This window comes from Paenibacillus sp. FSL M7-0656 (assembly GCF_038003225.1).
Lineage (GTDB): Bacteria > Bacillota > Bacilli > Paenibacillales > Paenibacillaceae > Paenibacillus > Paenibacillus amylolyticus.
Map to the genome: position 1 here is coordinate 3,531,730 of NZ_JBBOOT010000001.1, position 14,963 is coordinate 3,546,692.

16 protein-coding genes are annotated in these 14,963 nt (G+C 44.9%); 1 reads left to right on the forward strand and 15 read right to left on the reverse strand.

Features of this window, described 5'->3' with window-relative positions; translation table 11 throughout:
- Positions 1–185: 185 nt before the first annotated feature.
- From MHI01_RS15560 to MHI01_RS15595, 8 genes are all read right to left on the reverse strand, one after another.
- Complete coding sequence (locus tag MHI01_RS15560) at positions 186–1,406, reverse strand: TraB/GumN family protein (RefSeq protein ID WP_340983534.1); 1,221 nt, start codon at positions 1,404–1,406, stop codon at positions 186–188.
- A 1,106-nt stretch (positions 1,407–2,512) separates the two neighbouring features.
- Positions 2,513–2,938: a MarR family winged helix-turn-helix transcriptional regulator gene (locus MHI01_RS15565; protein ID WP_340983536.1), complete on the reverse strand. Its 426-nt coding sequence runs from the start codon at positions 2,936–2,938 to the stop codon at positions 2,513–2,515.
- Positions 2,939–3,030: 92 nt separating this feature from the next.
- Entirely contained in the window at positions 3,031–3,375 is a 345-nt protein-coding gene (locus tag MHI01_RS15570) for a DoxX family protein (protein ID WP_036668601.1), read from the reverse strand.
- A gap of 573 nt (positions 3,376–3,948) precedes the next feature.
- On the reverse strand, positions 3,949–5,244 hold the full coding sequence (locus tag MHI01_RS15575) for an ABC transporter permease (RefSeq protein WP_340983537.1): 1,296 nt from the start codon (positions 5,242–5,244) through the stop codon (positions 3,949–3,951).
- Entirely contained in the window at positions 5,237–6,139 is a 903-nt protein-coding gene (locus MHI01_RS15580) for an ABC transporter ATP-binding protein (RefSeq protein ID WP_036668607.1), read from the reverse strand. Before MHI01_RS15580 ends, MHI01_RS15575 begins: the two co-directional genes overlap by 8 nt.
- Before the next feature lie 20 nt (positions 6,140–6,159).
- Entirely contained in the window at positions 6,160–7,056 is an 897-nt protein-coding gene (locus MHI01_RS15585; protein WP_340983538.1) for an ABC transporter ATP-binding protein, read from the reverse strand.
- Between the two features lie 15 nt (positions 7,057–7,071).
- Positions 7,072–7,461 (reverse strand): GntR family transcriptional regulator, encoded by a 390-nt coding sequence (locus tag MHI01_RS15590; RefSeq protein ID WP_036613231.1) that lies wholly within the window; start codon positions 7,459–7,461, stop codon positions 7,072–7,074.
- A gap of 89 nt (positions 7,462–7,550) precedes the next feature.
- Positions 7,551–8,264, reverse strand: coding sequence for a hypothetical protein (locus tag MHI01_RS15595; RefSeq protein ID WP_282319517.1), 714 nt, complete (start codon positions 8,262–8,264; stop codon positions 7,551–7,553).
- A 200-nt stretch (positions 8,265–8,464) separates the two neighbouring features.
- Here MHI01_RS15595 and MHI01_RS15600 point away from each other — a divergent pair, with 200 nt between their 5' ends.
- On the forward strand, positions 8,465–8,794 hold the full coding sequence (locus tag MHI01_RS15600) for a hypothetical protein (protein WP_340983539.1): 330 nt from the start codon (positions 8,465–8,467) through the stop codon (positions 8,792–8,794).
- A gap of 110 nt (positions 8,795–8,904) precedes the next feature.
- On the opposite strand, the gene MHI01_RS15605 is transcribed toward MHI01_RS15600, so the two are convergent.
- From MHI01_RS15605 to coxB, 7 genes are all read right to left on the reverse strand, one after another.
- A complete protein-coding gene (locus tag MHI01_RS15605; RefSeq protein ID WP_036613171.1) occupies positions 8,905–9,276 on the reverse strand; it encodes a hypothetical protein in 372 nt (123 codons plus the stop codon).
- 141 nt (positions 9,277–9,417) lie between these two features.
- A complete protein-coding gene (locus MHI01_RS15610; protein WP_074093349.1) occupies positions 9,418–9,882 on the reverse strand; it encodes a DUF420 domain-containing protein in 465 nt (154 codons plus the stop codon).
- Between the two features lie 34 nt (positions 9,883–9,916).
- On the reverse strand, positions 9,917–10,840 hold the full coding sequence (ctaG, locus tag MHI01_RS15615; protein ID WP_340983540.1) for a cytochrome c oxidase assembly factor CtaG: 924 nt from the start codon (positions 10,838–10,840) through the stop codon (positions 9,917–9,919).
- Between the two features lie 108 nt (positions 10,841–10,948).
- Entirely contained in the window at positions 10,949–11,269 is a 321-nt protein-coding gene (locus MHI01_RS15620; RefSeq protein WP_036613178.1) for a cytochrome C oxidase subunit IV family protein, read from the reverse strand.
- A gap of 3 nt (positions 11,270–11,272) precedes the next feature.
- Positions 11,273–11,899: a cytochrome c oxidase subunit 3 gene (locus MHI01_RS15625; RefSeq protein WP_047840264.1), complete on the reverse strand. Its 627-nt coding sequence runs from the start codon at positions 11,897–11,899 to the stop codon at positions 11,273–11,275.
- Positions 11,896–13,746: a cytochrome c oxidase subunit I gene (ctaD, locus tag MHI01_RS15630; protein ID WP_445744928.1), complete on the reverse strand. Its 1,851-nt coding sequence runs from the start codon at positions 13,744–13,746 to the stop codon at positions 11,896–11,898. The genes MHI01_RS15625 and ctaD overlap by 4 nt, the downstream gene beginning before the upstream one ends.
- Positions 13,747–13,817: 71 nt before the next feature.
- Positions 13,818–14,870: a cytochrome c oxidase subunit II gene (gene coxB / locus MHI01_RS15635; protein ID WP_047840266.1), complete on the reverse strand. Its 1,053-nt coding sequence runs from the start codon at positions 14,868–14,870 to the stop codon at positions 13,818–13,820.
- Positions 14,871–14,963 lie beyond the last annotated feature (93 nt).

Sequence of the window (14,963 nt, forward strand, 5' to 3'; positions counted from 1 at the left end):
ACATATCAAATCCACGATCTAACCATATTAAGGACCTTCAATCTACAATGAACTCTTAGGTTCAATTTTATTATCCTCAGCTTAATCTTCTTTATTTAAATCTGTCTTTCTTCTATATATAAGAAGGCAACCCTCTCAACTCTCATATTCGAGACGAAAGGGTTACCTTCTATAGTAATCTATATTTATTTCCGTTCTACTTTATATCCTTTATCCTCAAGCAGTTTCACGATGCCATGATCGCCCAAGTAGTGTGCCGCACCAACAACAATGAAATACTCCTCACCTTTGCCGTTTTTCAAGTAACCATCGATTTTGTCCGCCATACCAATGTTACGATCAACCAGCATTGCTTTGTTATATTCCTCGTTAGTGGAGAAGCTGTTTGTCAGTTCAAGCAGTTGCTCGTCATTACCCGTTTTCCACATCTCAGCCATTTCTTTCACACTGTTATCCAACACGTCGAAGTTTTCGATTGTCGCTTTCAGTGTTTCCTCCTGTGTTTCTTTGGAAAAGTCGTTAAACATGCCAAGTTGAGATTGATAACTCTCCAACTCAATAACTGGAAGTTTGCGCTCGATCGCTTTCTGGATGAAATACAGATCCACTCCTGCTGACGCTTCGTATCCTGCCGTTGTGGACTTCAAACTTGCAAGTGTGCTCTCTACTACCCAAGGCTTAAATGCATCCAAGGCGTTAGACTCCAGACCATTTTTCTTCAATACATCACCCAGCTTAGTATACGTTTCACTGGAAATGTGGTCTTTCAGTGTTGTTCCATCTTGATACGAACCCAGACTTAGAACCAGCTTTTGCTGCTCTTCATCAGCGGCTTTGCTAATATCAATCTCTACCCCGAGATAGTCAGCTTCCGCAAAGGCTTCTTCAAACTCCGGACGCAGTGGATAGAAGCTCTCATCCGCAATATGCATGGACCCTACCAGATAGATCGTGTTGCCATTGCTTTCAACTTCCCACATGAAGCCACGTCCACCGGTTTGAGCAGTTTCAGTTGCTCCATCTTTGGATACCAACAGCACGGTGCGCGTTGCAGCATCCCAGCGAACTTCATAACCCGCTGCATCACCGACGATGCGGATTGGCGCATACGTTACACCGTTGATGCGCGTAAGCTTGCTTTTAAGTGTAATCGTTTTGCCATCTACCACTGCTGTGATCGTATCATCTGTCGCAGTTGTTAGCTTCACATCCATAGCATCCAGCGTAGTCCGCAGTGGAACCAATGTTGTACCTTTCTCCAGGATTGGTGCTCCTGTAGCATATTTCACAGCTTGATCATTAACCTTTACGGAAGTTCCTTGTGGAGCAGCCATAGCTGGCACTGCAGATGCAAGCAAACCTACTGAGATGGTTAGAGATAAGAGCATGCGTTTCCAATTCTTCATATTATGTAATCTCCTTTATTGAATATAGTTGCCAATCCAATTTTTAATAGAATAGACATACTTAGATACTACGGTTAAAGATGGGAATTGGTGCCACTCCAAAACGGAGCGCACTTTCTCCCTTCATTACTCTCATTAGATAAGAAACAATAAAAACGAAACCAACATACAGGTTCAATGCAACATATTCGCAAAGCCAAAGCTATTCCTTGATAAATAGATACTTATCAGCGCTAGGAAAAAAAAGGCTATAGAAACCTTCGGATTGCCCCACAGCTTCACTCCATATGCGACGAAGAAAATAGCGATAGCTAATTTGGAGATGCTTTGGTAGTTGCCCTGCTCTGAAAAGGCTGAACTGCTAAATACAATTGAAAGTAGTAGTGTAGTCAGGATCGATCAATGCTTTAAACCACAGAGGTTCCCTCAAAAACTTTATATAGAACCCTTTTAACTGTTGCATGATCATCGACCCTCTCCTGAACTCGATTTAATATGACCACCGACACAGCACACCACTTGTCATAATTAGTGAGAGAAAGTCATCAATAAAGCTTATCTATCAGGACATATTTTCATGATAAGTAGGAAAAAGCGCAAAACTCATTTTGCATCTTCATGCATGCTAATATATACGGATTTTTGCGATATTTTTTCTTAATTATACATAGCAAAAAGACCACTATCTAGTATTAGATAACAGTCTCATTTTAGAATACTTTATTCATTTAAATTAAAATCATTCCGTCTTCTATTCTTCTACAGAAACATAAATACTTAATCGTATGCGAATTGCCGCTATCTCAAAACCAGTTAGAATCATAATCCAGTGATCTTTCCTTCCCTTCTTTCTCTAGTAATATGTTCAGGAAAACATCAAGCAGCTCCTATCAGCTTGAGTACAACTAAAAATATTGCTGGGATAATCGAATTGATGGAATTAAATATTCAGTGAACGATGATATTCGACCATATATTTCTGATAGCTCCTTCTAAAGTAAGTAGAAGCTGGATCCTTATTCTTGCTGCTTCATTCGGAAAGAATCTCACAATTTTTGTGCTTCGGCATGTAGTTGTCATGATTCATCCTCTGGTATAGAGTCTAACTAATCTTCTTGCACATTTCGGTACAGTTTATCTAATATCATTTTTAACTGATTTAATTCATCGTGTTCCAAACCTCGTGTAACATAGTCATGCGCGTTTTTAACTGTTAACAACAGTTTTCCTTTAACTTCTTGACCTTTAGAGGACAAATATAGATAATGTGAGCGCTTATCTTGATCATGAACAATACGTCGAACCATGCCCTTGCGTTCTAAAGAATGTATCATTCTCACTACCGTTGTTTGATCCCGATCGATGGCCTCCGCCAGCTCTTTTTGAGTCATAGCTTTATCTATATTAAGACAAGAGATAATGCTCCACTGCTCCGGTGTCACCTTGTAGGGCTTTAATTGTTTCGTAAAATAGTTTGTAAGCTTGACATCTGTACGATGGATCAAGAAGCCGGTAATATTATATAAGTCCATTGCAGTACCCTCATTTATCATTTTCTTAAATCAAATATAGTCGATCTCTCAAAGGTTACACATGAAATCCGTCAAAAATTCGTTAATTTCGTTTAGAAAAAATGATACATGGATACAATCAAGCTAAGTATGAACAAAATGAGTGCTGGAATGGCCTTCTGAATCGGATCTTTAGCTAAGACTATTAAAGTAAACGCTCCAGCAAGCATTGTTCCGGCTAGAAGCAAACCAGCTAAAATTGCTGCGACAGGCATCCAGATGCCAACGATCATACCAGCTGCCCCCACAATTTCGAACGAACCAGTCAAAACATTAAAGAACGATGGCAGTCCAAAACGTTTAAACTCATTGGCCATTTTACCGGAAATAATTTTGCTTCCTGTAAAAAGGAAAAAACCACCTAATAGAACCTGTAAAACTGTGATAAAAATGAACATATCTACCCCTCTTTCATAAAGTTATGCATATGAATTTTATATATGCTATAGCATGTATTTTGTTTGAAATTTTATATATTGTCAACCCTAAAATAAAGCTTTATAAATTATAGCCCTCTTATATCCTTTTAATTTTTCTTAGATTATCGTTCCAAAGGAAGGTTTCTTTTTCACATATCGTTAATATTTTCTAGCATGGATAATTCAATTTCTGTTCTTTGTTGAACTGTGGTAAATTTCTCTGTAATCAGCCAATTAAAAGCCTATGCTTCTTACTTTCAATAAATTTAGTAACAAACAAAGGTAATTTACTTAACTTATTGTCAATTCGACCTACGGAATGTAATTTAGCTTGTTTATACAAAAATCAACCATCCCAAATTAAATATAACTTCTAAGTAATTATTCGTTCTTGACTGTTTGTATCGAACACCATTAAACAACATGTAGCGCGTTCAACATTAAATTGGCCACCAATGGCTGCAAGCTAATTTCAAAAAGAGATATGCGTATTTATGGATAAATACGCATATCTCTTTTTGCGACAACACACATTATTAAAAAACACTCAACCTAGATCTTATATGCCTTCATGGCTTTAAACAATTCCTTAAAGGTTGGGCGTTTACCGTACATCAACACACCTGTGCGATAGATTTTGGCTGCAAGCCATCCGAAGATGATAATGGATACGATGAGAATCGCTAAGGACGTTATAATCTCCCAAGTTGGCGCAACTCCTGCGCCAATTCGAACCAGAATCGCGGTCGGCGATGTGAATGGAATGAAGCTTGCGATTTTCAACAACAGAATGTTCGGCGTAGAAATACTGAAGATCGCAATATAGAAGGAAACAAGCGACAACATCGTAATCGGCAGAACAGCCTGACCGAGTTCTTCAGTACGGCTTACCATTGAACCAATGGCAGCAAACAACACGGCATACAGGAAGTAACCCAGAATGTAGAATATGAGTCCGTACACAATAACCGCAATATTCACATCACTTACACTCATATTGAAATTACCTAATACTGCACGGTTATGCGGCAGCAAGATATTTCCGGCAACCACCGCTCCGAAGATCCCGATTTGCAGCATCCCCACCATGAAAATCCCGATGATTTTACCAAACATCTGACTGAGCGGTGATACACTCGTAATCAGAATCTCCATAATACGTGAGCTCTTCTCAGCTGTGATCTCAGAGGCAATCATGTTACCTGTCATCATCGTTGAGGTAAACAGCAGGATGATCAGCAAGTACACCACAATATAGTTAATCGGGCTCATATTACCTTCAGACTCAGTACCTGCTCCGCTCTCATCTGTACTCAAACTTTGCTCGGTGAGCTTCACAGGTGTTGTAATCAGTTCCTTCTGCTCCGCTGTGAGTACATCCTTCACAACCACATCCAGCTTCACACTCTGCAACGCTGCTTCAATGGAAGCAATGATCTGAGGTGATACGTCTTCTGCTGAATATAGAATGGGCTGCGGGAACTCTTGCCCGGAAACAGCTTCAAACTTCAGATAACCATCGGTAAGCCCTGCTTCCACATCCGCCGCAAGAGCAGCCTCATCTTTGTCACCACTGGCAATGAATCGATAGGCCTGATCTCCTTGAGCCGCAGAGAAGCTCTCCAGTTTCTCGGAAACTTCAGGCTGCCCTGTACTCAAAAGACCAATATTTACAGGATTACTGCTTGAAGCTCCACCAATGGAACCCCCATTAAATAAGGTAATGAAATACGGGACATTGAGTCCGATTGAAATTAAAAGTGCAAGTACAATGGTAGTTACCATGAATGATTTCGTTTTAACTTTGTTTTTGAATGTAAAACCCGTAATCGTTCCCATTTTATTCATTCGACTCACCTACCTCACGAATAAAGATTTGGTTAAGCGTTGGTTCCTTCAGTTCAAAGTGTTCCACTGTCGTCTGGGTCATGGCTGTTCTGAGAATCTCTTGAGCCGCTTCCACCTGACTAATATGTATCAGGTACCCACGCTCATTCCGCTCGACTTTCTTCACACCAGACAACTGTTCAAGTCCTTCCACACTACCAATCGTACCCAGGAATACCTGTTCACGCGGATACCGGCTCTTGATCTCCTTGATCTCTCCTTGTACCACCGTGTTGGAACGATGCAGAATGGTGATCTGACGACACAACTCTTCAACGTGCTCCATACGGTGTGTTGAGAACAGAATGGCCGTGCCTTCGTCACGCAATTCTTTGACGGTGGACTTGAGTAATTCCACGTTCACGGGATCCAGTCCACTGAACGCTTCATCCAGAATGAGAATCTGCGGTCTATGCACCACAGCCGCGATAAAACCCATTTTCTGCTGATTACCTTTGGATAACTCCTCGATCTTCTTATCGTAATACTCAGGTACCTCAAACCGATTCAGCCAATACTTGAGGCTCTGATCTGCGTCCTTACCATTCATGCCACGAAGTCGTGCCAGGTAATTAATCTGTTCGCTGACTTTCACCTTCGGATACAATCCGCGCTCTTCCGGAAGATAACCCATAATCTGTTGCAGCTCCGTATTATAGGGCTTGCCGTTGTACAGGATATTCCCTCCGTCAGGGTGAATCAGTCCGAGCACCATACGCATTGTGGTTGTTTTACCTGCACCATTGGCTCCGAGCAGTCCGTAAATCTCCCCCTCTTTTACATTGAGCGTGACTCCATTAACGGCTGTTTTGTCTGCATATTGCTTGACGACTTGCTTCAATTCCAATCGGTTCATCATTTATCGTCTCCCTTCGGTTATTTCCACTGTACGGGTGCATACCCGGCAATCCAGAATGCCAGCACTTCATCCAATTCCAAGTTACGGATTCTCAATACCCGGTTATTGGACAGCTCCAGCCTCTCCTGCGCCTCGCTGACCCGGGTTGTAATTACGTGAACCAGACCTCCCTCTTCTATAGAAGATTCCACAACACCGGGGATACTCTCTGGTCTTAAGTCTCCTTCATACCAGACTTCCTTCCACTGATCGAGCACCATATCTTTCTCGGCCATCCCCAGCGACTGACCACGGTGCATCAATACGATGTAATCCGCAAGCCTTTTGACTTCGTCCGCAATATGTGTGGCAATCAGAATCGTGGTGTCTCCCCCCGCCATGAAGGTACGGAACTGCTCAACCATCACTTTCCAGGCAAAGGGGTCCAATCCTGATGAAGGCTCATCCAAAAGCAATAGTCTTGGGCGAGCTGCAATTGCAGCTGCAATCTCAAATTTTCGCCGCTCTCCCTTGGACATCTTGTTCAGCTTCACATCAACAGGTACTTCCATATCCTGAATCAGTTGGTCGAACAACTTCATATCCCAACGTGGGTACCAGTACGCCCGGAAATGGGCCGCTTCTTGTGCTGTTATCCGGTTCTCTTCTGAACCAGCGTTATCTGCCACAAAACCAATCTGTTGTCTCAGTTCAATGGGAAGTGGCCCATCATGTTCCTGACCAAACCATATAATCTGCCCAGCATCTGGCAGCACCACTTGCTGTAACATGTTAAGAAGGGTGCTTTTGCCTGAACCATTGTGACCGAGAATAGCCACTATATACCCTTCCGGGATGGTCAGATCAATTGGGCCAATAACTCTGCGTTTTCGCATTTTGGATACGCCGTTCAACTGGATTGCTATGGGTTCCACGTATGAATCACTCCCTTACTTCACGTAAATAGCCTTCAGGACTTCCCGGAATAGGCTCTCCATCTCTTCTTCCGTACAGCCTACCGATTTCCCGGACTGCACCGCTGCCTGCATCGCTTCCTGTGCGGCCTTTAATCTATAATTTTCTCTGTCACCGGCTTCTACCTGGGCCACAAATGTACCTGTCCCCTGCTTCGTACGAAGCAAGCCTTCATTCTCCAGATCCTGATAGACCCGTCTAACCGTAATAACACTGCAATTCAGTGCTCCGGCGAACTCACGAATGGACGGCAAATGTGTTCCCTCCCCCAACTGACCCGTAATAATTAACGATCTTAACTGATTTTCAATTTGGTGGTATAAAGGTTCAGCGCTATTTTCATTAATTTGAATGGGTATTTTCACATCTTGCACCTCGCCCTCCGGTACACTCCAGTCTGTTACCTGACCGTGCCGGTTTCATCCTGTATTCGTACATAAGCTCAATTCTCATTTTAATTCAAATCCCGATGAACCAGCTTCTTCAGCGTAAAACGACTAGACAGCCATAATCCCGCTACGCCAGCCACCAGAGAAATCCACATGATCGGGGAAAGCAGCCCCCATGATTTACTTCCATCCATTACAATCCGCAATCCGTAACTGCCTGATATTCGAATCAGTATGGATATGACAATGGCGAATGGTATAAAAAGCATACTGAGAAGCAAGTATTTCTTGCCACTGTTCAGAAACTCTCCGTAAATATAGAACCCTGTTACCAAAAGGCCATAACCTGTACAGGTAAGGCTAAAGGCCAGATACTGATCCCATCGGAATCCTTCGGCATGAAGGTTAACCACGTATAACGATCCGTAGAAAAAGATTCCATTGTACGTAAACGCCATCAGAGACTGCTGTAGCCTGGACCACATCACCACTTGTTCAGGAATGGGAATTCTACGATAGTAGGCCAGCATCTGCGTATAAGAATCTTCCTGTATGTAACGGAAGGAGCGCCTGCAGAACATAAACCCTTGGAATGGCAACATGATTAAAAAGAAGGAATCCACTACTGGATTAATAATATCTGTCTGTTGTTGTCCTAAAAACATCACACCGCTCATACCGCCAGTGTATATCATGAATAATGCAGACCATAGCCATTGGAGCCTATCCTTACTCATCTGGCTGCGGGTCAACCACCACGCCTGCTTCCATTCGTTCATATGCATGCCTGCCTTTCACCTGTCATTCACTCATGTTGCTTACTGTGATTACTGTATATATCAATATACACAGTATACAGACCTGTTTCTCATCCCGTCAACCCCTAATTTTCCTGAATCAGGAAGACGGGATGGGACACAGTACGAATTTACGTTAAAATAAATTATAGTAACGAATCATAGAAAGGAAGGTTACAGCTATGGATTGGCTGGTAGAGATCGGATTTGTCCTCCTTTTCCTTATCGTCGTAATCTGGTTGGTCCTCCGGGATGAGCCTCATCGTCATTCTGCCAAAAAAGGCAGACACCGCATCCGCCGTAACAACGGTTATACCGACTCTGCTTCGGGATATCCGGTCATTATGGGAGATGACCCCTACGATCGACATGCTAGACACACACCGGATCACAAACATCATGATTCAGATTCTTCAGGAGGCACACATTCTCATCACAACAGCGATAGTGGTAGCAGCAATGACAGCAGTGGGGATAGTGGCGGCGGAGACAGTGGGGGTGGCGGGGATTAAACATCATTTCCCAATCACAAAAGAAGGGCTGTACCCGTTATTGTGTAAACACAATTCGGGTACAGCCCTTTGCCGCTCTCTAGCACCTGTTAGAAGAAGAGGCCTTACGATTAAACGAGGTTATAGCCACTAGGCAGACTGCGATCCCTGCGGATTGCGCGAATCTGAGCCAGCGTTAACCGTTGATTGGTGGAGATCAGGGATTCCACGTCATTGCCACGGATCAGATCATCCAAATCTCTCAAGTTGGTGTTGCCTCGGAAGACTCGGAATCCACCTTGGAAGTTAGGACGTGTAAACACAACCAGTGTTGCATTGGAACTTGTTGAGAAAAAGCGCAGGCTCTCCACCCCATCCAAAATATTGTCCAGGTTACGAAGACCCGTGTTGCCACGATAGATGCGGCTTCTCCCTCTGTAGTTCTCTTCTGAATACACGGTAAGACGTGGATACGTTTGACTGACGTTGACTGTTTTTTTCATTTTGTTTCCCCCTCTCGAACTCATTCTATGAATGAATGAGAGAGGAAGCGTGGACGAATGATCTGCTAGATTCGTCCATTTTCATATTTTCAGAAGAGAGTAGTGACGCCGCCCAAGTAACAGGAGGTTATATCTCTACTTTTATACGCCGAGGATAACTTCCCATACCGGACGTGTATGACCACCAGGATATAAGAGATATAGAAGAACATACACGACAACACCTGTTAGCGCTGACCCGAACCAGATCATGGACGTGAACTTACCCCAGCGGCGATGTTTTCCGAACTTCTTTTTGAACCCCAGCACCAGTGTGGAGATGCCAAATATCGCTGCCACGGTAGCCAGGATAATATGAAAGATCAGAAATATCCGATAAAAGATCTCCAGATCCGGGTCCCCGCCCCAAGCCGTATTGCCCACGAACACTGTACGAGACATATAGATCACAAAGAAGATTAGAGCTGCAATCGCACCTGCTACCATGGCGGACTGATGAGCCTCACGTTTCCCCCGAATAATCAGTACCCATCCAATCCCCACCAGTACTGCACTAATCACAATGAAAGAAGTACTGATCGTTGGTAGCCAAAAATACATATCCATCGTGTGTTCCCCCTCTTGTCAGAACATTACTTCATTATTTGGCAGCCGGATTGAGCGGCCCTCCTGCGCCCCCTGCAGGATACGAATCATCATCATCTTCCTGCTTCTCTTTCCGATACCATTGGAAAAAGACATAAGCCAGCATCGAGGCAAAGATTCCTTCCTGAATAAACTTCATGACAATGCCACCGACCTGCTGATCTTCTTTCGCAGAAGACAGGAAGTTGAAGAACGCAGGCCCACCGAATGAGCGAAGTAATGCCGTAGAATCTCCAGACACACAATACCGCATTGCTTCAGCCCATACGGCCGGGTTGCTGTACGTCTGATACAACGGCTCGGCCGCAAAAATAATCAATCCACACGCAGGCGTGAGCAGTACCATATTCAGAAAAATAAAACCAATCTTGGATAACCCCGATGCTTGTCTGCCTTCTGGCAACGGATTCAGCAATGTCCACCACATGAGCATCGAGGTGATGAACAGCGCAATATAATACAACCGGTGAACGGTAAAATTCAGCATGACGTAATCATGTACAATCGGTAGGTGATACAGCGAGAACAGCCCGTTAAAGAGTACTGCCGCAACGATCGGATGAGCCAGGAACGATAGCTGTCGTGTAGGCAACCAGCGCACGATTCTGCGCCATACCCAGATCGGCAAACCTTTCATCATCAGCGGCGAAGCTACCAGATAGGAGAACGCCATACTTACCATGTGGAAGCTAAACATCACGTGACCAAGCAGATTAAAGGGTCCAGCTTGAGCCAGATACAGGACAAACAGTCCTGTAATAAACATGATTTTCTGTGCAGCAGTCGCAGGTTCTGCATCCTTTATTTGTTCGCTTAACGGTCCCACAAGTACCAGATAAGCCGCAGCAATGATTAGAAATAAAGCCAATATAAGCGGACTCCATAAATCGTTGAAGCTAAAATATTGCAACCCGAGCATACGGGAAACCTCCCCGTGACCTGATTTGGTTGTTGCCATCATTACTTTGTGAAGATTCATTCGCCAAAAAGGGGAAAAGACGGCGGCAATGCGCCGCCGCCATCTCTTTTACCACCAGACCCAATAGAGTGCCATAATGATGCACGTAAAGGCTACGAAAAAGCCAAAGGCCATGAACAGAATCGGCATCAAGTGCCCTTTGTCCTTCAAGTGCATCCAATAACCCAATTGAACGAATACTTGAAGAATAGCCATGACGAGCAAAATAATAATGATAAAGGTTGTGTTGACCCCTCCGGCAGAAGCAGCCGCAAACGCAATCAGCGTAAGAATAATGGAGAAGATAAACACCACGACGTGTTTCTGTGGCCCTTCCGTCCGGTGACGGTGTTTCACAGGCTGTTGATCTGTCTTATCCTGTGCCGACATGTGCTACCCCACCTTTCCGAGCAGGTACACGACCGTAAAGATGAACACCCATACCACGTCAATAAAGTGCCAGTACATTGCGGAGACGTATACTTTAGGTGCGGTTACGACCGTCAATCCTTTTTTGAACAGCTGACCGATAATGATTCCGATCCACACAATACCAAAAGCAACGTGGGCTCCGTGGAACCCGACCAGTGTATAGAATGCTGAACTGAATGCACTCGTGGTCATGCCAAACTCTTTATGTTTCACATACTCGTAGAACTCGTAAATTTCCAGTGCGAGAAATCCCATACCCAGTACTACCGTGATGCCAAGCCACAACGCTAGTGCATCTCGCTTGCCCTTATGCATGGCCTGAATCGCAAATACACTCGTCAAACTACTGACCAGGAGAATGAACGTTGCAGCGGCCACAAGTGGCAGGTGGAACAGTTCATTCGCCGTAGGTCCATCATTGGTTTGGCCACGAAGAGCCAGGAAGGTAGCAAAGAGTGTACCGAACAGTACCGTTTCGCCGCCAAGGAACAACCAGAAGGCGATAAGCTTGTTACGGCCTTCCAGCGTTGCTTTCTCCGGTTCATGCGGCAATTTGTCGTTCACCGGTTCGGCATGTGAGGTTGTCATGTTCTAGCCCCCTTCTCATCCTGATCCTCCGGTTCAATATGCCAGCCATGATCATCATAAAGTGAACGAAGTGCCATTGCACCAAATGTGATTACGAGACCAATAATAACTACAATATAATTGTTGAAAATGACATTCATAAATGCATTACCAAATTCATCATTGCTGAACATCAAGCCAAGTCCGGCGATAAAGATACCTACTGACATTACAAACGGCAACGGCGTTGCTGAAGGCATATGAATCGAACCTACAGGTTCTGCCGGTGTCATCTCCGTATGTCCTGCCATTTTTTCCTTCCAATATGCATCAATTCCGCGTACCAGCGGCGTCTGCTTGAAATTATATTCCGGCGGCGGAGATGGAATAGACCATTCCAGTGTACGGCCGTCTTCCCACGGATCGTTTGGCGCGCCAGCCGGTTTTTTCATTGTGATCACGATGTTCACGAGGAACATGATAACCCCAACACCCATTAGAAACGCACCGACGGAGCTGACCAGATTGAGCAGGTCAAAGTCCTGATTCGGCAAGTATGTAACGATCCGGCGCTGCATCCCCATCAGACCGAGGAAATGCTGTACAAAGAACGTTAATTGGAAACCGATCATAAATGTCCAGAACGTCCATTTGCCCAGTGTTTCGCTGAGAATACGTCCGAACATCTTCGGCCACCAGTAATGTAGTCCCGAGAACAATCCAAGTACGAGTCCCCCTACAATAACGTAGTGGAAGTGGGCTACAACAAAGTACGTATCATGGAACTGGAAGTCTGCCGGAGCAGATGCCAGCATAACGCCTGTAACACCACCCATAACGAAGGTTGGGACAAATCCAACAGCAAACAGGTTTGCCGCTGTAAAACGGATCTGTCCACCCCACATCGTAAAGAGCCAGTTAAAGATTTTGATCCCGGTAGGTACGGCAATCAACATCGTGGAGATGGAGAAAAGCGCGTTGGCTACATTACCCAGACCTGTTGTAAACATGTGATGCGCCCAGACCATGAAGCCCAGAAAGGCAATCAGGATGGTGGCAAATACCATGGAGCTGTATCCGAACAACCGTTTACGCGAGAAGGTCGGAATAACCTCCGAGATAATACCAAATGCCGGCAGAATCAGAATGTATACTTCCGGGTGCCCGAAGATCCAGAAGATGTGCTGCCAGAGTACGGGGTTACCGCCACCTGCGACATCGAAGAAATTCGCTCCCAGTATACGGTCAAACGTCAAAAGTACAAGCCCTACCGTGATGGCAGGAAAAGCAAAAAGGATAATGGCAGATGTAATAAATGTCGTCCATGTAAACATCGGCATCCGCATGTAGGACATGCCTGGAGCACGCATTGTAATAATTGTTGCGAGAAAGTTAATGCCCCCGATGAGCGTTCCCAGACCCGCGATCTGAAGGCCGATGGTGTAGAAATCCACACCATGCGTTCCACTATACTCACTGCCCGAAAGCGGCGTATATGAGGTCCAGCCCGCATCCGGTGCTCCGCCCATAACCCAGCTCAGGTTCAGCAACAATCCACCAAACAGGAATGTCCAGAAACCCAACGCGTTAAGAAACGGGAAAGCAACGTCCCGTGCCCCGATCTGCAAAGGCACGACAGCATTCATAATGGCAAAAATAAGTGGCATGACACCAAGGAAAATCATCGTTGTTCCATGCATTGTAATCAATTCGTTGAAGATCTGTGCCGATACAAAATCATTCATAGGCTTCATCAGTTGAATCCGAATCAAAATGGCTTCAATGCCGCCGATTCCAAAGAAAAATCCACCCGCAACCAAATAGAGAATGGCAATTTTTTTGTGATCGACGGTGGTGATCCAATCCATCAAGCCCCTGTACCTCTTGACGCTATGCGCATGAGCCAAGGTTGTGTACCCCCTTCTTCGTCCTTGCTGTTCTATTCATAGTCCAATTTGTAGTTGGCCAGATATTCGGCAATTCCGTCGATTTCTTCATCCGTCAACCCAAGATCTTTGGGATTCGGCATGGTATTGCCCGGCTTCACGGATTGTGGATCATGGAGCCATTCTTTCATGTTATCCAGTACCGGACTACCTTCTTCCTGTCCCTCGCGAGAATTCAGCAAAATGCCTGCGACAGATTCCTTGCCGCCGATTCCCGTCAGGTTAGGTGCAACCGGTCCACCTTGATCACCAACAGCGTGGCAAGAAAGGCAGTTTGTTTTGAACTTTTCAGCCAATTGAGTGTCTTCAGGAAGGACTGCGGGTGCTTTCATCTGGTTCACCCATCTGTCAAAGGATTCCTGACTCACTGCTTTTACCTTAAACTCCATGAAAGCATGCGATCTGCCACATAATTCGGCACATTTACCACGGTAAACGCCTTCATTCGGTGCAGAGAAACTGAACTTGTTAAGTGTTCCATCCGGGTTTGTGTCCATTTTGCCCGCAAGTGACGGCACCCAGAAGGAGTGAAGCACGTCAGCGGTTTTTAATTCGAATGCAATTTTTGTTCCGGTCGGGATGATGAGATCTTGAGCGGTGGTTACGTCATATTGAGGATAAGTGAATTCCCACCAGTACTGATGCGAGGTGACTTGGACCTTAAGTGCATTTTTGTCATTGGACAGATCTTCGCCTTGGGCAAAAATCGTTTGGACCGTCGGTACTGCCAGAACAATAACCAGCAATAACGGAATGGCTGTCCAGATTACTTCCAGCTTGAAATTACCTTCAACCTGTTCGGGCATCTCAGTCTGCCCGGCTCGTCTACGAAACCGGATCAGAACATAGGCCGCTATGGCAAATACAATGATGAGCACCACGATCATAATCGCGATGGATAACTTCATCAGATCATATTGGCCTTGCGCTACAGGACCCTGAGGTTTCATTACCGACAAGTCTTCCCGCCCGCATGCGGATAGCAGCAAAGAGAACACCGCCAGCAAGGGGAGAATTCGCTTTGCAACCTGCCACTGTTTCATCATTGATCTACCCCACTTTTTTACGTTTTCGTAGATTACCGTTGTCGTTCGGTAGAAAGGCAACAAAAGGTACGTTTCAGCACGATACGCATAATC